The 19,670-nt window shown below is 52.8% G+C and carries 14 protein-coding genes and 1 tRNA gene; 8 read left to right on the top strand and 7 right to left on the bottom strand.

Features of this window, described 5'->3' with window-relative positions; translation table 11 throughout:
* Window positions 1-20 precede the first annotated feature (20 nt).
* Window positions 21-96 (bottom strand) — tRNA-Gly (locus tag CAG65_RS01315).
* A gap of 179 nt (window positions 97-275) precedes the next feature.
* On the bottom strand, window positions 276-821 hold the full coding sequence (orn, locus tag CAG65_RS01320; RefSeq protein ID WP_021707382.1) for an oligoribonuclease: 546 nt from the start codon (window positions 819-821) through the stop codon (window positions 276-278).
* A gap of 117 nt (window positions 822-938) precedes the next feature.
* Between orn and rsgA the strand changes: the two genes are divergently transcribed.
* The 7 genes from rsgA to CAG65_RS01355 all read left to right on the top strand — a co-directional run bounded on the left by rsgA (window position 939) and on the right by CAG65_RS01355 (window position 10,688).
* Window positions 939-1,994 carry a small ribosomal subunit biogenesis GTPase RsgA gene (gene rsgA / locus CAG65_RS01325; RefSeq protein ID WP_021707381.1) on the top strand — a complete coding sequence of 352 codons (1,056 nt, stop codon included), beginning with the start codon at window positions 939-941 and terminating at the stop codon, window positions 1,992-1,994.
* A 111-nt stretch (window positions 1,995-2,105) separates the two neighbouring features.
* Window positions 2,106-2,984, top strand: a complete 879-nt coding sequence (gene asd, locus CAG65_RS01330) for an archaetidylserine decarboxylase (RefSeq protein ID WP_161451644.1) — start codon at window positions 2,106-2,108, stop codon at window positions 2,982-2,984.
* Window positions 2,985-3,154: 170 nt separating this feature from the next.
* The gene (locus tag CAG65_RS01335) at window positions 3,155-4,570 is read left to right on the top strand and encodes an SLC13 family permease (protein ID WP_161451646.1); all 1,416 of its coding nucleotides are present in this window, start codon (window positions 3,155-3,157) and stop codon (window positions 4,568-4,570) included.
* 251 nt (window positions 4,571-4,821) lie between these two features.
* Complete coding sequence (locus tag CAG65_RS01340; protein ID WP_161451648.1) at window positions 4,822-6,702, top strand: methyl-accepting chemotaxis protein; 1,881 nt, start codon at window positions 4,822-4,824, stop codon at window positions 6,700-6,702.
* A 93-nt stretch (window positions 6,703-6,795) separates the two neighbouring features.
* Entirely contained in the window at window positions 6,796-7,683 is an 888-nt protein-coding gene (locus CAG65_RS01345) for a DMT family transporter (protein WP_021707377.1), read from the top strand.
* 188 nt (window positions 7,684-7,871) lie between these two features.
* Window positions 7,872-9,404 (top strand): 2,3-bisphosphoglycerate-independent phosphoglycerate mutase, encoded by a 1,533-nt coding sequence (gpmM, locus tag CAG65_RS01350; protein WP_161451650.1) that lies wholly within the window; start codon window positions 7,872-7,874, stop codon window positions 9,402-9,404.
* 213 nt (window positions 9,405-9,617) lie between these two features.
* Entirely contained in the window at window positions 9,618-10,688 is a 1,071-nt protein-coding gene (locus CAG65_RS01355; RefSeq protein ID WP_237668714.1) for a murein hydrolase activator EnvC family protein, read from the top strand.
* Here the strand turns inward: CAG65_RS01355 and CAG65_RS01360 are convergent, their stop codons facing one another.
* From CAG65_RS01360 to nudC, 4 genes are all read right to left on the bottom strand, one after another.
* Window positions 10,689-11,642 carry a DHH family phosphoesterase gene (locus CAG65_RS01360; RefSeq protein ID WP_161451652.1) on the bottom strand — a complete coding sequence of 318 codons (954 nt, stop codon included), beginning with the start codon at window positions 11,640-11,642 and terminating at the stop codon, window positions 10,689-10,691.
* 109 nt (window positions 11,643-11,751) lie between these two features.
* The gene (locus CAG65_RS01365) at window positions 11,752-12,387 is read right to left on the bottom strand and encodes a TetR/AcrR family transcriptional regulator (protein ID WP_021707373.1); all 636 of its coding nucleotides are present in this window, start codon (window positions 12,385-12,387) and stop codon (window positions 11,752-11,754) included.
* Window positions 12,388-12,500: 113 nt separating this feature from the next.
* Window positions 12,501-13,568 (bottom strand): uroporphyrinogen decarboxylase, encoded by a 1,068-nt coding sequence (gene hemE / locus CAG65_RS01370; protein WP_021707372.1) that lies wholly within the window; start codon window positions 13,566-13,568, stop codon window positions 12,501-12,503.
* 253 nt (window positions 13,569-13,821) lie between these two features.
* Window positions 13,822-14,616 (bottom strand): NAD(+) diphosphatase, encoded by a 795-nt coding sequence (nudC, locus tag CAG65_RS01375; protein ID WP_161451655.1) that lies wholly within the window; start codon window positions 14,614-14,616, stop codon window positions 13,822-13,824.
* A gap of 181 nt (window positions 14,617-14,797) precedes the next feature.
* Here nudC and rsd point away from each other — a divergent pair, with 181 nt between their 5' ends.
* Window positions 14,798-15,292 carry a sigma D regulator gene (gene rsd, locus CAG65_RS01380; RefSeq protein WP_161451657.1) on the top strand — a complete coding sequence of 165 codons (495 nt, stop codon included), beginning with the start codon at window positions 14,798-14,800 and terminating at the stop codon, window positions 15,290-15,292.
* 130 nt (window positions 15,293-15,422) lie between these two features.
* On the opposite strand, the gene rpoC is transcribed toward rsd, so the two are convergent.
* The gene (gene rpoC / locus CAG65_RS01385) at window positions 15,423-19,625 is read right to left on the bottom strand and encodes a DNA-directed RNA polymerase subunit beta' (protein WP_021707369.1); all 4,203 of its coding nucleotides are present in this window, start codon (window positions 19,623-19,625) and stop codon (window positions 15,423-15,425) included.
* Window positions 19,626-19,670 lie beyond the last annotated feature (45 nt).

Raw genomic sequence — 19,670 nt, forward strand, 5'->3', positions numbered from 1 at the left:
TACTTTCTGCTTAAAGAAAGTGGAGCGACACACGAGGTTCGAACTCGTGACCTCAACCTTGGCAAGGTTGCGCTCTACCAACTGAGCTAGTGTCGCATCAACAACGTTTCCGTCGTTTAGGGCTGCGAATTATAAGAGCATTTTTTTGTGATGCAAGTCCTTCGCGCCAAAAAAAGTCATTTTTTTTCTGTTTGACGAAAAACCACACAACTCCGGGTAACAAAGCAACACCTGGCGTTGTTTTTACCATCAGCGGAGTTTTCGCAGCCGGGCGATTATATCTTAAAAATCGTTTCGCGGTAATATTTTAGCTCAGCGATTGACTCACGAATATCGTCCAGAGCCAAATGACTGCCCTGTTTGGTGAACCCGTCGAGCACTTCAGGCTTCCAGCGTCGGGTCAGCTCTTTGAGCGTGCTGACGTCAAGGTATCGGTAGTGGAAATAGGTTTCCAACTCCGGCATATACCGATACAGGAAGCGGCGATCCTGCCCAATACTGTTACCACAAATCGGTGATTTTCCTTTCGGCACCCACTGCTCCAGAAAAGCTAAGGTCTGACGCACCGCTTCCGCCTCATCGATCTGACTCTGACGAACCCGCGCCACCAGCCCGCTGTTGGTGTGTGTCGTAGTACACCACTCATCCATTTTCGCCAGCTCCGCTTCCGATTGATGAACCGCCAACACGGGCCCTTCTGCAAGGATATTCAGTTCACTGTCGGTGACGATGGTCGCGATTTCAATAATTTTGTGCGTTTCGGGATCCAGACCGGTCATTTCTAGATCGACCCAGATTAAGTTCTGGTCACTAAAGGACATAGAGACGTTGCCTATTTGTTTGCCGATAAAAAAGGTACTATACCCAAATTGAGATCCCCAAGATAGGTGTATGCCGGCAGTGATAGTTCGGTGCACCTGCGATCATTGAGACAAATTGTGGCAAAGAAGAAAAAACTGACCAAAGGTCAGGTAAGACGAGTTAGAAGTAATCAAAAGCGCAAGCTCACTCAGGAAGAAACCGTTCAGTGGGACGAAACCATGCTGGGTGGCAGCAAAACCGGGTTGGTTATCACCCGCTTTGGCCAGCACGCCGACATCGAAGACACCGAGACCAAAGAGGTACATCGCTGTAATCTGCGCCGGGGTATTGAAACGCTGGTGTCCGGAGACAAAGTGATCTGGCGTTCTGGTCTGGAATCGATGGACGGCATTTCCGGTGTGGTGGAAGCTGTCGAACCTCGCAGCTCTGTGCTGACTCGCCCGGATTACTACGACGGTCTGAAACCAGTGGCCGCCAACGTCGACCAGATGGTGATCGTCTCTTCTGTCCTGCCGGAGCTGTCTCTCAATATCATTGACCGGTATCTGGTGGTGTCTGAGACACTCAACATTGTACCGCTGCTGGTGCTGAACAAAATCGATCTGCTGGATGAAGAGCAGCGTACCCTCTACCGCGAGTGGATGAGTGAATATCAGCGCATTGGTTATCGAGTTGTGCTGGTCAGTAAAGAGAGCGGCGAAGGCATCACAGAGCTCGAAGACCAGCTGCGCGATCGCGTCAATATCTTCGTTGGTCAGTCTGGGGTGGGCAAATCCAGTCTGGTGAACGCCCTGATGCCAGGTCTGGACGTCGAAGAAGGAGAAGTCTCGCAAAACTCGGGGCTGGGCCAACACACCACCACCGCTGCGCGCTTGTACCACTTCCCATCCGGTGGCGATCTGATTGATTCGCCGGGCGTACGCGAATTCGGCCTGTGGCACCTGGAAGCCGACGAAGTCACCGAGGCATTTGTCGAATTTCGTCCCTACCTCGGTGGCTGTAAATTCCGTGACTGCAAACATCTGGACGATCCCGGCTGTTTGCTACGTGAAGCGGTTGAAAACGGCGAGATCAGCGAAGTACGCTTTGATAACTATCATCGCATTCTGGAAAGCATGGCGGAAAACAAAGCCAACCGTCAGTATTCCCGCAACAAAAAAGCCGACCTGTAACACACTCCTTGGCGACGCGAGATGAGACACTGCTGACAAGCGGTGCCTTTTTAAGTACTATCTCGCGCCCTGAAGATTTGAAACCGACTATTAACATTGGAACGAAACACAATGGACAAGATTAAAGTTGGACTGCAGTACTGGATTCCTCAGCACGGCCTGACCCGCCTGATGGGCAAACTGGCGTCAGCCCAGGCTGGCGGTCTGACCACCGCTGTGATCCGCTGGTTCATCAAAAAATACCACGTCAATATGGACGAAGCGCGCCACTCTGATCCGACACATTTTAAGACCTTCAATGAGTTCTTCGTACGTGAACTGAAAGGCGATGCACGCCCGCTGGCAGACGGGGCGGATCTCATCACGCACCCGGCTGACGCGTGTGTCAGCCAGTTTGGCCCCATCGAAGACAGCCAACTGATCCAAGCTAAAGGTCATTACTTCAGCGCTCAGGAGTTGCTGGGGGGGGACGAGCAACTGGCCGCCGAGTTTGCCGATGGTGAGTTTGCCACTCTGTACCTGTCACCACGTGATTATCACCGGGTGCACATGCCATGTGATGGGGTATTGCGTCAGATGATTTACGTACCGGGCGATCTGTTTTCGGTCAACCCGCTGACGGCAGAAAACGTACCAAACCTGTTTGCGCGCAACGAGCGTGTGGTGTGTATTTTCGATACCGAATTCGGCCCGATGGCCCAAGTTCTGGTCGGCGCCACCATCGTCGGCAGCATTGAACTGGTCTGGGCAGGCACGGTCACGCCACCGCGTGGCAACACCGTTTACCGTTGGGATTATCCGGCGCAGGGAACTCAGTCCGTGGTATTGAAAAAAGGTCAGGAAATGGGCCGTTTCAAACTGGGCTCGACCGTGATCAACCTGTTCGCCAAAGACGCCATCCGGTTTGATGACAGCATCCAGGACAACGCACCGACACGCATGGGCGCCCCATATGCGTACCGTAAAACCGAGCAAAGTGATACAGAATAATCCCTTCACTCAGCACCTTTCCAAGCCCCGTACCTCACGGGGCTTTTTATTGATGAAAAACAAAACAATCGCATAAAAATCCGCGACATATCAAAACTCTAAGCTTGGTCTAAGACCCACCGCCACGCATCTCTTATGCTAATGACACCGACCTTGTCAGAGAGTGCATTATGCCGACGATGAAAACCGAGACAGTCATCAAGCTGCTCATCTGCTTCCTGCTCCCACTCGGTGTCCTGATGATGCCAATGGATGCGATACCGATCGACAACCTGACCCTGATCCAACATCGCCTGCTGGCGATTTTCCTGCTGGCGGCTCTGCTGTGGGTATTGGAACCGGTGCCGGTGTTTGCCACCTCCATTCTGATCATCGCTCTGGAACTGGTGATGATTTCCGACAAAGGCCTGCACCTGTTCCGCACGCCGCCCAGCGGCCACGACTTGGGGCAGCTATTAGCGTATACCGACATTTTCAGCGCCTTTTCTTCGCCGATCATTATTCTGTTCATGGGTGGCTTCGCGCTGGCGATCGCCGCTTCCAAATATGAACTGGACAACAACCTGGCCCGGGTGCTGTTAAAACCGTTCGGGAATCAGCCCAGATTCATTATGCTCGGCCTGATGCTGATCACGGCCGTGTTCTCAATGTTCATGTCCAATACCGCCACCACCGTGATGATGCTGGCACTGCTTGGCCCGATCGTCGCATCAGCGCCAAAAGGTGATCTGGGAATCAAAGCGTTGGTGCTGTGTATTCCCATCGCCGCCAATACCGGAGGCATCGCGACCCCCATCGGCACGCCCCCTAATGCGATTGCCCTGCAATACCTGACAGGGGAACACAGCATCAGCTTTCTCAGCTGGATGATGATGGGGCTACCGTTTGTTATTCTACAACTGACCATCGCCTGGTTTTTACTGCAGAAGCTGTTTCCGTCGACTCAGGTCCGCATGGAGCTCAAACTCAATGGTCAGTTCAGTATGCAATGGCGCGCGATTGTGGTGTACGTCACCTTTGCCGCCACCATATTGTTGTGGATGACCACACAACTGCACGGCATGAACACATACGTGGTGTCGATCATTCCCCTCGCGGTATTCACCCTGACCGGCATCATGGGTAAAGAGGAGCTTAAGTTGATCAACTGGGATGTATTGTGGCTGGTTGCCGGCGGGATCGCGATCGGCATCGCACTGGATCACACCGGTCTGGCAGCCGCGCTGGCTCATGCTATCCATTATGAAGCGCTGTCACCGATGGCGGTGGTGATTGCTCTGTCGATGGTGTGCTGGCTGATGGCAAATTTTATGTCCAACACCGCCACTGCCAACTTGTTGATGCCGATCGCCGCAGCGATTGGCAGTTCCATGGACAGCCTGACAACCGTCGGTGGCCTGCAGGGGTTGCTGGTGATCGTCGCCTTCTCGGCCTCACTGGGGATGATTCTGCCAGTATCGACACCGCCGAACTCGCTCGCCTATTCCACCGGGCTCATCGAGAGTAAAGATATGGCCAAAACCGGCCTGATCATGGGCGTGATCGGTCTGTTGGTGGTGTATGGTGCCGCGCTGATGCTCACCTGATGTAACTCCGACCTCCGCGACAGAATTTCTGGATCGGAGGTCACATCATCGCAAATCCACCCCATATATACGCAATTTGGCGATAATCCACACATTTAATACGTCGACGCGATCAAATTACTCACTGCCGTCATCCACTACTATCAGCGGATGCTGTGAAGCATCTCCGTCAATTCACAACCATAACAAGGCGGAGTATGAGCCCAATCGAGGCCTGTTAGGCACTCTTCTGCTGTAATGAAGGAAAGGCAATGAGAAACACAATAAAGTTTAAAATTCAAATCGCCATAGCGATCATCATCGCGATAGTCAGCGGTGTTCAGGCATGGATTTCGGTCAGTCAACTGAGGCAGGAAACCACCTCAGCCATCAGCCAGGAAATGGAAAATGCCAGTCGGGCAACCACTCGCTACATCAGTGACTGGCTGGCCACGCGCAGCAGCATGATGCTCGCCAACGAGAAGGCGATTGCAGACCAATCCAACGCCGACCGCGAGCTGCTGGTGACCAAACGGGCTGGGAACTTCCTTTCGGTGTACGCCGGTTTCAATGACGGCAGCATTGCCTACGGCGACAAAACCGAAGATTGGCCCACCGATTACGATCCGCGCAGCCGCCCCTGGTATCAGGATGCCATGGCCAGCAACGGTCTGATCATCACTGAACCCTACCAGGACTTTGATGGCAGCATCGTTGTCAGTATTGCTAAAGCCTTTTCCGGGCAAAAACGCGGGGTACTGGCGGCGGATCTGACCGTCACCAACATCATTAAAGAGGTTCTCAACCTGCGTCTGGACAACAATGGTTTTGCGTTTCTGGTCGATGGCCAGAACAACATCGTGGCGTATCAGGATGAAAAACTGAGTCAGAAACCACTGACCAACCTCAATCCGGCGCTGACCGCCAGTCAGGTGGCCGAGTTGACCCGCCAGAGCAGCATCACCACTGTCGACTGGCCAGCAAAGAACGAACAGCTGGTGTATCTGGCTTCAGTGCCTAACACCGACTGGTCTCTGGGTATCGTGGTCGACAAACAGATGGCATACGCTTCGGTCTCGGAGCAGATTACCTTTACCGCCATCGCGTCGGTGGTGTTGTACGTGATCATCGCGACCATCAGTACATTGATCATCACCCGCTTATTGATGCCACTCAAAACTCTGTCTGATGCGGTACAGGAACTTTCTCAGGGGGAAGGCGATCTGACTCAGCGTATCGACATCAAACGGATGGACGAAATCGGCGAACTGGCGACACACGTCAACCAGTTCCTCAGCCAGTTGCAACAGATGCTGCGGGGCATCGTCGATCACAGCCAGACTTTGTCGGCTCAGGCCGGTCAGGCCAGCTCCCTTTCTATGCAGGCTGCTGACCGGGTCGAGCACCAGCAGAACGACGTCAACCAGATCGCCACCGCGATCCACGAAATGTCGGCTACCGCCGCCGAAGTGGCCAGCCACGCCGAACTGACCGCAACGGCCTCCCAAGCCTCGGCCAGTGCCTGTCAGGACGGCCAACAGGTGATCGAGCAAAACCGCTCATCCATCATCAGCCTGGCCAATCAGGTCACCAGTGCCGCCGATGTCATCAGCGAGCTGGAAAACAACGCCCAGAGCATCAACCAGATCCTGTCCACCATTCAGGATATTGCCGAGCAGACCAACCTGCTGGCCCTCAATGCCGCGATCGAAGCTGCACGTGCGGGTGAGCAAGGGCGCGGTTTTGCCGTGGTGGCGGATGAAGTTCGGGTACTGAGCCAGCGTACCCACGGCTCCACCGAGGAGATCCGGGCCATGATCGAAACACTGCAGGGCAACACCCGTCAGGCCGTTGACAGCATGCAAACCAGCACTCAGTTGGCGGACACCAGTGTCAGCTACGCGCAGGAAGCTCAGGACAGCTTGTCGAAAATCACAACTGCAATTAATGAAATCAATGATATGGCCTTGCAAATCGCCAGTGCGGCGGAAGAGCAGCGTGCGGTCAGTGAAGACATCAGTCGCAATACACAAGGCATCAAAGACGCCTCCGATGCGCTGGCTCAGCAGTCCATCCAGAGCAGCGAAAGTGCGGCAGACATGAACCGAGCGGCGGACGCAATGCGCCAGCAGATCAGTCGCTTTAAAGTCTGATCTCACCCGGCCTCAATCTTTGCTTTGTGACCCGGCCTGATTGAGGCATAGTGATGTCCTTAACTTCCCTCCCAGTACAAGGACGTCTTTTTCATGGGTTACGAATGGTTAGCGTTGGCGGCCGCGTTTTTATGGGCGGTCGCCAGCTTGTTGTCTGTGACACCCGCACAACACCTTGGCACGTTTGCTTACAGCCGTTGGCGTATGGGCTGCACAGCCTTGATTCTGTCGCTGATGGCCTGGCTGTCCGGAGGCTGGTCAAGCGTCGCAGACAACGCCATTACCCCAATGATGCTGTCCGGTCTGATCGGGATCTTTATCGGTGATACCGCGCTGTTCGCCTGCCTTAACCGGATGGGGCCACGCCAGGCCGGGCTGCTATTCTCCTGTCACGCAGTGTTCTCAGCCATTCTCGGCTATTTTCTGTTTAGCGAAAGCATGACCACCAATGAGCTGATCGGCGCTGCACTGGTGTTTTCCGGTGTACTGACGGCAATCTTTTTTGGCCGCCGAGGCCAGAGCAGTAATCACCTTGAAGCCGTCAAAGGCAACGTCTGGATCGGCGTGGCACTGGGGCTGACCGCCGCACTGTGCCAGGCACTCGGTGGCATCATCGCCAAACCTGTGATGCAAACCGATATTGATCCCATTGCGGCCTCGGCGATCCGGATGATCACCGCATTCATCGCGCACTCCTTACTGCTGCTGAGCGGAGCCCGCCTGGCCCGAGCAACCCAACGAATGACCGTCAGAATATTTGCGATCACCGCCATCAACGGCTTTTTGGCCATGGCGGTTGGGATGACCTTAATTCTCTACGCACTGCGCGAAGGCAACGTCGGCATGGTGGCCTTGCTCTCTTCGACCACACCCATCATGCTATTGCCTATACTATGGATCTACACTCGGCGCCGCCCTAACCGATACGCTTGGCTGGGAGCCGTCGTTGCGGTGTGCGGGACCGGAATACTGGTCTCGTAACTACAATACCCGGATAAAGGGTGTTGCTAATAAATTTTCATTTTGAGGTGGTTTCTGATCATTTCGGCCGCTCCGATTGCATTGATAGGGAGAATCATTGATCTTAACCTACTGCAATCACTTCAAAGTGTAGTAAAATTACGCTAATTTCTTTCTAAAGTTACTTTGAATTTGACGAGGTCATAACTATGTCAGCTAAGAAGCCAATGGCACTGGTGATTCTTGACGGTTGGGGTTACCGTGAAGACAACGACAGCAACGCAATCAACAACGCGAACACTCCGGTCATGGACAGCCTGATGGCAAACAATCCACACACGCTGATTTCAGCGTCCGGTATGGATGTGGGCCTGCCAGACGGTCAGATGGGTAACTCAGAAGTGGGCCACACCAATATCGGTGCCGGCCGCGTGGTTTACCAAGATCTGACCCGTATCACCAAAGCGATTGCTGACGGTGAATTCCAACACAACCCGACTCTGGTCAACGCCATTGATAAGGCGGTCGCTGCCGGCAAAGCGGTGCACCTGATGGGTCTTATGTCACCGGGTGGCGTACACTCACACGAAGATCACATCTACGCAGCGGTTAAAATGGCCGCAGAACGTGGCGCGGAGAAAATCTACCTGCACTGCTTCCTCGATGGCCGTGATACGCCGCCACGCAGCGCAGAAAACTCACTGCAACGCTTTGACGCGCTGTTTGCTGAACTGGGCAAAGGCCGCATCGCCTCGCTGGTTGGCCGTTACTACGCCATGGACCGCGACAACAACTGGGAACGCGTTGAAAAAGCATACGACCTGCTGACTCTGGCACAAGGCGACTTCACTTATGACTCCGCGGTAGCGGGTCTGGAAGCCGCTTACGCCCGTGAAGAAAACGATGAGTTTGTCAAAGCCACGGAAATCCGGGCAGAAGGCCAAGAGTCTGCCGCGATGCAAGATGGCGACGCCGTGATCTTCATGAACTACCGTGCAGACCGTGCCCGCCAAATCACCCGTACTTTTGTACCGGGTTTTGAAGGGTTCGAGCGCAAAGCGTTCCCACAAGTCGACTTTGTGATGCTGACTCAGTACGCCGCTGACATTCCGCTGCTGTGCGCATTCCCACCAGCATCGCTGGACAATACGTACGGTGAATGGCTGGCGAAAGCCGGCAAAACTCAACTGCGCATCTCGGAAACAGAGAAATACGCACACGTAACCTTCTTCTTCAATGGTGGCGTGGAAACTGAGTTTGACGGCGAAGAGCGTCAACTGGTGGCGTCACCAAAAGTAGCGACTTACGACCTTCAGCCAGAAATGAGCGCACCTGAGCTGACCGACAAACTGGTTGCAGCGATCAAATCCGGCAAGTACGACGCGATCATCTGTAACTACCCGAATGGCGATATGGTTGGTCACACCGGCGTATACGACGCCGCCGTTCAGGCCTGTGAAGCCGTAGATGAATGCATTGGCCGTGTAGTTGAAGCCATTAAAGAAGTGGACGGTCAACTGCTGATCACCGCCGACCACGGTAACGCGGAAATGATGGTGAACCCGGAAACTGGTGGTACGCACACGGCGCACACCAACCTGCCGGTGCCACTGATCTACGTTGGCGGCAAAGATCTGGAATTCAAATCTGGCGGCAAACTGTCGGATCTGGCACCAACCATGTTGTCACTGACCGACATGGAAATTCCTTCAGAAATGTCCGGTGACGTACTGTACAAATAAGTACACGATGTCGATACCACGCCCTGCTCACCAGCGGGGCGTTTTTTCATCGGCGTTCGACAGAGGAAGTTTTGACATAGTCCTTTCTTCTGACAAAAGTCTTTGGGTATACTGGCTTACCTGAATCTGGGATACGGAACCACACAAACCATGACCTTCTGCTTTTCGTCGACGCTCGTTTTTTTTCGTCGTAGCCTGACTATTGCGACACTCATGTTGGTCTCATCCGCTTTGACACCGGCACACGCCGTATCACCGAACGAGCTCAAAGGCGTAAAAAGCGAAATCACCCGTCAGCAAAAATCCCTCAGCTCACAGCAAAACGAACTGGATAAGCTGCAAAAATCGCTCAAGCAACAGGAGCTTGGGATCAGCAGGTTGGAAACCCAGATCAAACAAACCAAGGCTTCACTGGTCACGGCCAACGCCAATATTGCCAAACTCAAAGAGAAAATCACTCAGCTCGAAGCGCAAAAAACCGCCCAAAGCGATAAGCTGGCGCAACTGTTGCAAACCTATTACATGATGAATAAAAGCAACGGTTCGAATCTGCTGCGCAGCGATCCGGAAGAAGATCGCATGAGTCAATATTTCCAGCACCTGGCTAAAGCACGAGCGGAAACCATCGAAGCGCTGGAGATCACCCAGCAAGAGTTGAACGACAGCGAACGTCAGCTAGAGCTGGAAAAAGAACAGATCACCTCGCTGCTCAAAGAGCAGACCGACAAACGGGACGAGCTGGCTCAGACACAGTCCAAACGCAAACAGACCGTCAACAAGATCAAAGGCAACATCTCCAGCAACAAAGTCTACCTGGCAGAGCTGCAACGCAATGAAACCCGGCTCAAGGCCGAAATCGCCAAAGCCGCCAAGCGGAACGCCGTCCCAATGGACGGCCTCGGCCGTCAGAAAGGTCGCCTGCCCTGGCCACTCAACGGCCGGGTATTGCACAACTATGGCTCGCATCAAACCGGACAAATTAACTGGAAAGGCATGGTGATCGGTGCCAGTTACGGTCAGGCGGTCAAAGCGGTGTATCCGGGCACGGTGGTGTTTGCCGAATACCTGCGCGGTTATGGTCTGGTGGTGCTGCTCGATCACGGCAAAGGCGACATGACCCTTTACGGCTTTAACCAAACGCTGCTGAAGAAAGAAGGCGATAAAGTCACCGCCGGTGAAACCATTGCGCTCGCGGGTGATACCGGTGGCCAAAGCCAGCCAGGCTTGTATTTTGAAATCCGCCGCAACAGCAAAACCCAGAACCCATCAAGCTGGCTGAAATAATCAGTAATAAGCTTCAATCACCGCAATTAAACGCGGCAACACTTCGCGCGGCAACGCATTAATACCTGCCGCCGCCTCGCGGCCACCTCCGGTGGCAAACTGGGTACAAATCGCCGCCGCGCCCTGTTTGTTGTCCAGCGGTGCGCGCAGCGACACGGTCAGCGAGCCCTGGCGATTGGGGGTGACCACCAGATGCGCCCTGGATGGCGTCTGATTGGCCAACGTATTGCCAAGCACCCCACTAATCCGCCGCGACGCCGCACTGTCATCGAGATGATAAACGGCCAGTTTATCCGAAACGTAATCCGCTGCGAGTGCCTGCACTTGTTGCATGTCCGCCGCGTAGGCTTGCTTTAGGCGCAGATACGGTGACGCCGGATCGCTGATGGCCTCCAGCGGCGAAGTGTACTCCAGTAATGCGCGAAACAGCTCGGCCGGATGAACATGCAGATCCGCCACTTCGGCCCCATAACCGTTGTAATTGATCAGGGTGCCTAGTTCACGCAACTGGTCCCTTTGCTCACGAGACAAGCCCGCCGCCGTCGCCAATTCATCGGCACGCGCGATCAGATTGTCGCCGTACGCAGCGGTGATCGCCCATAAGTGAAACCGCCCTTGCAACAGCTCATCAATGATCAGAGCGGTACAAGTGTTCGGATCTAAGTTGATGTGCGCCTGCAGCGCGGGATGGGTAGGAATCTCGTCCGGTTGATGATGGTCGGCGTAAAACACGCTGGCGCCAGCGCTCAGCAAACGCAGCAACGCGCTCTGGTTCTTCGCCATAGAAATGTCCAACACCGTCAGCGTGTCTCCATCAGCGGCGTCCAGCGGCTCCAATAACTGAATATCCCGCTTCACGCCCGTGACCAACCTCGCCGGCCTGGGCTCGGCCAGACGAAGTTGCACCAGAGAGAGAATGCCGTCGGCATCCCCGTTGAAGACATCAAAATGCATGCAGTTACCCCGCGCGGTAGCGTCCGTTCAAAGAGATTAATCTAACGGTTTCACGGCCGGGCAACAAAGAGCAAAAGGTTATAAGTCAGTCTGTTACGATAGGATCAACTCAGGAATACATGGCTTTGACGCCATCTTCCAGCAATTGCAGTTGTTCCCGCCCCTGCGCAGTGGCGCTTGGCTTCACCACCGCGATCATCTGCAACATCCCCTGATGCACCACCCGTTCGGTAATGTCGGTGTTTTTCGACATCGCTGACTGATACCCCAACCAGCTGTACGCAATCATGTGGAGCGTCGTCACCAAGGCTTTCAGGTCCGCATCACTGCCTTTAAGCAGGCCGAGTTCAACAAACACGCCCATGATATCAACCAGGTTAGACTGAAGCCGCTCTTGTACCTGAATGTATTCTTCCTGCAACACCTGATCGCGCTGAAGAATTTCTGGCATATTGGCGTAGAAAAAACGGTATTTCCACATCAGGGTGAAGATCGAGTCCAGGTATTGTTTCAGCAACACCAGACTCTCCTGCTGCCCCTGGATCGGCGTGAACCGCTCCAGCAGCTCAGCCGAGTACAACGCGAAAATCTCCCGCACAATCTCCTGCTTATTACGAAAATGGTAATAGAGATTGCCGGGACTGATATCGATGTGCGCCGCAATGTGATTGGTGGTCACATTACGCTCACCTTGTTGATTAAACAGTTCCAGTGCCGCATAAACGATTTTATCGCGTGTTTTCATCGATTTATTCAATTCCCGCTGAGTATTTATCTGAGTATTTATCTGAGTATAGCGACTAGTTTACGCTATAAGCAAAAAGCGCCTGGTCTTATCAGGCGCTTTTGCGAAGGTGATTATTTGTGGTACGGCCGGGACAACTGGTGGACAGCCTCGACAAACACACCGGCGTTTTCCGGCGGCACATCCAGATGGATGCCGTGTCCGAGGTTAAAGACATGGCCGGTCCCGTCGTGGCCAAATCCGTCCAGAATCGATGCCACTTCTTCACGAATACGTTCCGGCTGGGCATACAACATTGACGGATCCATGTTGCCCTGCAGGGCCACTTGCTCGCCCACACGCGCCTTGGCGTCAGCAATATTGATCGTCCAGTCCAGTCCAACCGCATCACAGCCCGTGGCCGCAATCTGCTCCAGCCACATACCGCCATTTTTGGTGAACAATGTGACGGGCACGCGGCGGCCTTCATTTTCACGAATCAGGCCATCGACGATCTTGTGCATGTACTGCAATGAGAACAGGTTGTAGTCACGCGGCGTCAGCACCCCACCCCATGTATCAAACACCATCACAGACTGAGCGCCGGCTTTGATTTGGGCATTGAGGTATTCGATCACGCTGTCGGCCAGTTTATCCAGCAACGCGTGCAGCGTGTGCGGCTCGGCGTACATCATCTTCTTGATCTTGGTGAAGGCTTTCGAGCTGCCACCTTCGACCATGTAAGTCGCCAGTGTCCATGGACTGCCGGAGAAACCAATCAGAGGGACTTCTCCTTTAAGATCTTTACGGATCTGGCGTACCGCGTTCATCACGTATTGCAGTTCACCCTCAGGATCAGGCAGACCAATCTTATCCACGTCAGCCTTACAGGTGATGGGATTATCAAATACCGGACCTTCGCCGGCTGCGAAACGCAGGCCCAACCCCATGGCATCTGGGATGGTCAGAATATCGGAAAACAGAATCGCCGCATCAAGTGGAAAACGACGCAACGGCTGAAGAGTCACTTCTGATGCCAACTCCGCGTTGCGACAAAGCGACATAAAGTCGCCGGCCTGCGCCCGGGTTTCACGGTACTCTGGCAGGTAGCGGCCAGCCTGACGCATCATCCACACCGGAGTGTAATCGACAGGTTGTTTCAACAAGGCACGAAGGTAGCGGTCATTCTTTAATTCAGTCATTCCGTTATTCCACTTATTTGAGGCGCTTTTTTGTGGGCGCTATTCTAACACTCTTCGCCTCGCAAAATCAGTCGGCTTTGCAATCTGGATCAAGTTATTAACTTTTAAATCAGTGCTTAATTTGCACCCACCTGACTTCAATGTTAAAAATTTGTTCGCTAGCGAAAACAATAATTACTCACTGAGTCCGTGAGGCTCAGCATCTCATAACGACATCTTACTTACCCCCTCCTACCCGGAGGGTTTTTTTTGCCTATTTTTCAGTATGATGTCCAGATTTGATGCGTTCTATCGTGTGCTCGATCAACGCTCTTGCAATGGTCCCTGGCGGGGCAACGGGCGGCATCTCATCCACCTCAAACCAGCGCGCATCACTCAGTTCACTGTAGTCCGGTTTTAGCACGCCGCTGTGGTAATCGGCCACAAACCCCATCATCATGCTCGACGGAAATGCCCACGGCTGGCTGCCAAAATAACGGATGTTACGCACTTCAATACCGGTCTCTTCACGGACTTCACGTGCCACACACTGCTCCAGCGTTTCCCCCACTTCCAAGAAACCGGCGATCACCGTATACATGCCATTACGATGGCGCGGATGTTGTGCCAGCAATATCCGCTGCTGATCACGGACGGCGACAATAATACACGGGAAGATCCGCGGATAATGCAGTGTTCGGCAGTCACCGCATTGCATTGCCAATTGATTGTGATTGAGATGATTGCGTCCTCCGCACTGCGGACAAAAGCGCATCGACTGAGTCATGTGACCGTATTGCACCACCTTGCTGAGCAGCAAAAACAGTGGTTCAGGTAAGTGCAGGCAATCACGCAGTGACACCATCTCCAGTGGTCGATCGACGTGGTGTTCATCCAGCCACATTACAGCGGTACCCTGATAGTCACCGATACACACCGCTTGTTCAGCCGGCAGTTCAAAATCACTGGCTTTTCCTTTCGGTAGCATACCGGATGCCATCCAGAGCTCACTTCCTGATACAACACACCAGTAAGCTTGGTCACCATAGTTGACTTCACTGTTTTCCACTGTCGCCACTCCTATCAACTTGCAGTTCGTTCATTTTACTGGCAATCTAATTTCATACCAGAGTTAATCAACCTGGACAATTCAGGCAAAAACTCTTGTGAGCAAAAGAGCTTAACACTCTAATGGACACTTTGCTGAGCGAAGTTAAATAGTCACGGGAATGTGACTCGATCATGAGGGCATGGTCATGCTAAAAAAATTCAAACACACGCAGGAACAATGGGGTGGCTCCAGTGATGTCATCGACCACTGGCTGGAAACCAGGCAACGTTTGATAGTTGAATACTGTAAACTGGCCTCTCTGCAACCCTGCGCAAACAAATCTACCGTACTGGAACTCCCTTCTCCCCCTGAAATTCACAGCTTCTGCGAACATCTGGTTGACTATATCTCCGAAGGTCACTACCAAATATACGACATGGTGATGGATAAATGGCAATCGACCGGTTTTACCGCCACCGACGAGATTAACCAAACCTACGCCAAAATCGTGTTAACCACTGAGCCGCTGATTGAATTCTACGAACGCTATTCGGCAGTGGATGAAAAAGACGATCTGGAGAACTTCGACAATGCCTTATCCGACGTCGGGGAAACCATGGAATACCGTTTTGAGGTAGAAGACCATCTGATCCAACTGATCGCCGACAGCTTATCGGTGCCACCCGGCGCCTAGGCGTGCCACGATCAACGTTTAACGTAGGTGGGCATACACTTATCCGGCAAGACCTGCTATCTGTCTTCGCTTTACTCCAGACACAAAAAAGGCACCCTAAGGTGCCTTTTTTCATTGTCTCGCTGAGCGATTACTCGTCGGCTGAGAAGCCAGCGTTTAGCAACGCCGCCAGGTTATCAGTCGCTTGTTCAGCAGACGGACCATCCTGAGCTTCCGCACGCTTCGCCTGACGATCCTGATGGTACGCAAAACCGGTACCCGCAGGGATCAGACGACCCACGATAACGTTCTCTTTCAGACCACGCAGGTCATCACGCTTACCCGATACCGCAGCTTCTGTCAGTACGCGAGTCGTTTCCTGGAACGATGCCGCAGAGATGAATGACTCAGTCGCTAGCGACGCTTTAGTGATACCCAGAAGTTCACGCTCGAAACGTGCAGGCTCTTTGCCTTCTGCTTCCAGATCACGGTTAGCAATCTTAACTTGTGAGTATTCAACCTGTTCACCCGGCAAGAACTCAGAGTCACCCGCATGCGTGATAGTACACTTACGCAGCATCTGACGAACGATCGTTTCGATGTGCTTATCGTTAATCTTAACGCCTTGCAGACGGTAAACTTCTTGAACTTCGTTGGCGATGTATTGAGTCACAGCATGGATACCACGCAGACGCAGGATGTCATGCGGTGTCTCTGGACCATCAGCGATCACGTCACCACGCTCAACCCGTTCGCCTTCGAACACGTTCAGCTGACGATGCTTAGGAATCATCTCTTCGTAGGCCTCACCGCTATCGCGAGTGATCACCAGACGACGTTTACCTTTAGTCTCTTTACCGAAGCTGACTGTACCTGTGTGTTCCGCCAGAATCGCAGGCTCTTTCGGCTTACGGGCTTCGAACAGGTCAGCAACGCGTGGTAGACCACCGGTGATGTCTTTGTTACCACCAGATTTCTGAGGAATACGGGCTAGGGTATCACCCACACCAACTTCCGCGCCATCTTCGATGTTGACGATCGCTTTACCTGGCAGGAAGTAATGCGCTGGCATATCAGTGCCCGCGATCATTACGTCGTTGCCATTCTCATCCACAAGTTTGACCGCTGGACGCATGTCTTTACCTGCTGCAGGACGAGCAGCCGGCTCCGTCACTTCGCTTGACGACAGACCAGTCAGGTCATCCGTCTGACGAGAAACCGTCACGCCATCGATCATGTCCACGAACTGAACACGACCCGCCACTTCAGTGATGATTGGCATGGTGTGCGCTTCCCAGTTAGCCACTGTTTCACCAGCTTCAACTGCGTCGTTGTCACCTTTGCTCAACAGCGAGCCATATGGCAGTTTGTGTTTCTCTTTGGTACGACCGAACTCATCGATGATGGTCATCTCAGAAGCACGAGACGTGATCACCAGTTTGCCATCTTTGTTGATAACAAATTTCGCGTTGTTCAGCTTCACAGAACCATTGTTCTTCGCTTGGATGCTGTTTTCCGCTGCCGCTGTTGATGCTGCACCACCGATGTGGAACGTACGCATCGTCAGCTGTGTACCCGGTTCACCGATAGATTGAGCGGCGATAACACCCACGGCTTCACCTTGGTTAACCAAGTGACCGCGAGCCAGGTCACGACCGTAACACTGAGCACAACAACCGAAGTCAGAATCACACGTTACGACTGAACGCACTTTCATGCTATCAACCGAGTTTTCGTCCATGATCTGACACCACTTCTCATCGATCAGGGTGTTACGCGGGATAAGAACTTCTTCGGTACCCGGCTTCAGCACGTCTTCTGCAACGACACGACCCAGCGCCAGCTCAGTCAGAGCAACTTTAACGTCACCACCTTCGATGTGAGGCATCATGTCGACACCTTCAACCGTACCACAGTCGTGTTCAGTAACCACGACGTCTTGTGCTACGTCAACCAGACGACGAGTCAGGTAACCCGAGTTCGCTGTCTTCAGTGCGGTATCCGCCAGACCCTTACGAGCACCGTGGGTTGAGATAAAGTACTGAAGTACGTTCAGGCCTTCTTTAAAGTTTGCGGTGATCGGCGTTTCGATGATTGAACCATCCGGACGTGCCATCAGACCACGCATACCAGCAAGCTGACGAATCTGCGCGGCAGAACCACGAGCGCCCGAGTCGGCCATCATGTAGATGCTGTTGAACGACTCTTGTTGCTCTTCTTCACCGTCACGGTTCAGTACGGTTTCAGACGACAGGTTTTCCATCATCGCTTTCGCAACGCGGTCATTGGTCGAAGCCCAGATATCGATCACTTTGTTGTAGCGCTCACCTGCAGTAACCAGACCAGACTGGTACTGTTCCTGGATTTCGCGAACTTCTTCTTCAGCTTCTGTGATTTCAGTGTATTTCGCTGGTGGTACAACCATATCGTCGATACCAACCGACACACCTGACAGTGCAGCGTACGCAAAACCGGTGTACATGATTTGGTCAGCAAAGATAACGGTGTCTTTCAGACCCAGCTTACGGTAAGCCTCGTTCAGCAGGTTCGAGATTTGCTTCTTACCCAGCTTCTGGTTCACGATGCTGTAAGGCAGACCTTTCGGTACGATTTGCCATAGCATTGCACGACCGATAGTGGTGTCCACCATCTTGGTTTCTGTCGTGCTGTGACCGTCTTCATCAACCACAGTTTCAGTGATACGTACTTTAACGCGAGCATGCAGTTCTGCTGACTTGGTACGGTACGCCTTCTCTGCTTCTGCAGAGCTGGCCAGGTACATACCTTCGCCTTTCACGTTGATCTTTTCACGGGTCATGTAGTACAGACCCAATACCACGTCCTGAGAAGGAACGATGATCGGATCACCTGACGCTGGCGACAGAATGTTGTTGGTCGACATCATCAGGGTACGCGCTTCAAGCTGAGCTTCCAGAGTCAGAGGTACGTGTACCGCCATCTGGTCACCATCGAAGTCCGCGTTGTACGCCGCACAAACCAGTGGGTGAAGCTGAATCGCTTTACCTTCGATAAGAACCGGTTCAAATGCCTGAATACCCAGACGGTGCAGAGTTGGTGCACGGTTCAGCAGCACTGGGTGTTCACGGATAACTTCATCCAGAATATCCCATACCACTGCTTCTTCGCGCTCTACCATTTTCTTCGCAGCTTTGATCGTTGTAGCCAGGCCACGTGTTTCCAGCTTGCTGTAGATGAATGGTTTGAACAGCTCTAGTGCCATCTTCTTCGGAAGACCACACTGGTGCAGACGCAGGTAAGGACCAACGGTGATTACAGAACGGCCTGAGTAGTCTACACGTTTACCTAGCAGGTTCTGACGGAAACGACCTTGTTTACCCTTGATCATATCAGCAAGAGATTTCAGAGGACGCTTGTTTGAACCTGTGATCGCACGACCACGACGACCGTTATCCAGCAGCGCATCAACAGACTCTTGCAGCATACGTTTTTCGTTACGTACGATGATGTCCGGAGCAGCCAGCTCTAGCAGACGCTTCAAACGGTTGTTACGGTTGATCACACGACGGTATAGATCGTTCAGATCAGACGTCGCAAAACGGCCACCATCTAGAGGTACCAGAGGACGCAGATCCGGCGGCAGAACTGGCAGTACAGTCAGGATCATCCATTCAGGGTTGTTCCCTGATGCGATGAACGCTTCAACCAGCTTCAGACGCTTAGTGATTTTCTTACGCTTAGTTTCAGAGTTGGTCGATTCCAGCTCTTCGCGCATTTGTTCCGCTTCTGCATGCATATCCATTGAACCCAACAGGTCCTTAATGGCTTCCGCACCCATCTTAGCGGTGAATTCATCACCCCACTCTTCCAGACGGTCCAGATACTCTTCTTCTGTCAGCATCTGACCTTTTTCCAGATCGGTCATGCCCGGTTCAGTAACTACGTACATTTCGAAGTACAGAACACGTTCGATATCACGCAGAGGGATATCCATCAGCAGACCGATACGAGATGGCAGTGATTTTAGGAACCAGATGTGAGCAACTGGTGACGCCAGTTCGATGTGGCCCATACGGTCACGACGAACTTTAGTTTGGGTCACTTCTACGCCACACTTCTCACAGATAACACCACGGTGTTTCAGGCGCTTATATTTACCACAAAGACATTCGTAGTCTTTTACCGGGCCAAAGATACGCGCACAGAACAGACCATCGCGCTCAGGCTTGAACGTACGATAGTTGATCGTTTCAGGTTTTTTAACTTCACCGAAAGACCATGAACGAATCATGTCCGGTGAAGACAGACCGATTTTGATTGCATCAAATTCTTCAGTCTTATGCTGTGCTTTTAGAAAGTTTAATAAGTCTTTCACAATCAGCTCCTGTAAGGAGTTAAAAGCAGCCTGCCAGCGCAGGCT

This window comes from Vibrio sp. V39_P1S14PM300, from assembly GCF_009904765.1.
Classification (GTDB): Bacteria; Pseudomonadota; Gammaproteobacteria; order Enterobacterales; family Vibrionaceae; genus Vibrio; species Vibrio proteolyticus.

What these genes read in the sequence shown, in the direction of transcription:
- orn (WP_021707382.1), bottom strand. Translation starts at nt 821, where the DNA reads ATGTCCTTTAGTGACCAGAACTTAATCTGGGTCGATCTAGAAATGACC.
- asd (WP_161451644.1), top strand. Translation starts at nt 2,106, where the DNA reads ATGGACAAGATTAAAGTTGGACTGCAGTACTGGATTCCTCAGCACGGC.
- CAG65_RS01335 (WP_161451646.1), top strand. Translation starts at nt 3,155, where the DNA reads ATGCCGACGATGAAAACCGAGACAGTCATCAAGCTGCTCATCTGCTTC.
- CAG65_RS01340 (WP_161451648.1), top strand. Translation starts at nt 4,822, where the DNA reads ATGAGAAACACAATAAAGTTTAAAATTCAAATCGCCATAGCGATCATC.
- CAG65_RS01345 (WP_021707377.1), top strand. Translation starts at nt 6,796, where the DNA reads ATGGGTTACGAATGGTTAGCGTTGGCGGCCGCGTTTTTATGGGCGGTC.
- gpmM (WP_161451650.1), top strand. Translation starts at nt 7,872, where the DNA reads ATGTCAGCTAAGAAGCCAATGGCACTGGTGATTCTTGACGGTTGGGGT.
- CAG65_RS01355 (WP_237668714.1), top strand. Translation starts at nt 9,618, where the DNA reads ATGTTGGTCTCATCCGCTTTGACACCGGCACACGCCGTATCACCGAAC.
- CAG65_RS01360 (WP_161451652.1), bottom strand. Translation starts at nt 11,642, where the DNA reads ATGCATTTTGATGTCTTCAACGGGGATGCCGACGGCATTCTCTCTCTG.
- CAG65_RS01365 (WP_021707373.1), bottom strand. Translation starts at nt 12,387, where the DNA reads ATGAAAACACGCGATAAAATCGTTTATGCGGCACTGGAACTGTTTAAT.
- hemE (WP_021707372.1), bottom strand. Translation starts at nt 13,568, where the DNA reads ATGACTGAATTAAAGAATGACCGCTACCTTCGTGCCTTGTTGAAACAA.
- rsd (WP_161451657.1), top strand. Translation starts at nt 14,798, where the DNA reads ATGGTCATGCTAAAAAAATTCAAACACACGCAGGAACAATGGGGTGGC.